General features: G+C 48.2%; 1 protein-coding gene. It reads right to left on the reverse strand.

Features of this window, described 5'->3' with window-relative positions; all coding sequences use genetic code 11:
* A protein-coding gene (locus tag Q7V21_RS04075; RefSeq protein ID WP_370654043.1) for an IS3 family transposase occupies nucleotides 1-1,117 on the reverse strand; the annotation gives its coding sequence in 2 pieces (ribosomal slippage) (nucleotides 1-871 and nucleotides 871-1,117; 1,118 coding nt annotated over the 2 pieces). This gene is flagged as partial in the annotation.
* Nucleotides 1,118-1,192 lie beyond the last annotated feature (75 nt).

Consider the following 1,192-nt stretch of genomic DNA (forward strand, 5'->3'; position numbering starts at 1 on the left):
GGACTAATTCCGCCTAATGTCGAATGACGACGTTTCGGGTTATAAAAACGTTCAATGTAATCGAATACATCCGCCCGAACTTCATTACGGGTTTTATACCGCCTTCTGTTGACTCGCTCTATTTTCAGCGTTGAGAAAAAGCTTTCCATCGCCGCATTGTCCCAGCAATCACCTTTGCGACTCATACTGCAGGTAATACCCTGTGAAGCCAGCAATTGCTGAAAATCTTCACTGGTATATTGGCTGCCCTGATCAGAATGGTGTAGCAAAGCATCAGGCTTGCCCCGACGCCAAACAGCCATCATTAAGGCATCAATCACCAATTGCGCCGTCATGCCGCCCTGCATCGACCAGCCAACAATACGTCTGGAAAACAAATCCATGACAGCCGCCAGGTAAAGCCAACCCTCAGCCGTCCAGATATAGGTGAAATCCGCTACCCATCGCTGATTCGGGGCACTGGCATCAAACTGCCGTTCCAGCAGGTTTGGTGCAATCGCATGGAGCGCTCTGACACCATTATCGCTCGGTTTATAACGTCGTTTGCGTCGCGCCATGAGCCCTAGTTGCTGCATCAGCCGAGCAACCCGGTTAACAGAGCAGGTAATACCCCAATCATATAAATCACGCCATACACGCGGTGAACCATAGGTCCGGTCACTGCCGTGATAGCTTTCCTGTATATGGGCTTTAATGATTTGGTTAGCTTGTTCACGACGGCTTGGCTTTCTGACCAGCCAATCATAAAAACCGCTGTGCGACACGCCAATGACCCGGCACATCATTCTCACTGGCCAAATCACTTTGTATTTGGCGATAAAGGCATACTTCACTGCGGGTCTTTTGCGAAGTAGCCCAGCGCTTTTTTTATAATGTCACGCTCTGTTTTTAATTTGGCATTTTCCCGACGAAGCCTGACAAGCTCTTTATTCAGCTCAGCGTCAGCCATATTTTTTTGAGTGCTTGGCACGCCATTGGCCGTCTTTATCCAGCGTCGCAGCATGCCAGAGTTGATTCCCAGATCGTCCGCTATTCCCTGAATCGAGCTGTCCTGTTGACTCGCAAGCCTGATGGCCTCTGCTTTAAATTCATCGGTGTATTTTCTGCGTGTTCCCATTTGATTCATCTTCTACTTTTCCTTTCATGTTAAAACATGCTTATGAAAAGTGTCCGTTAAATTGTGGGAAACCCA

Source organism: Methylophaga sp. (assembly GCF_030651745.1).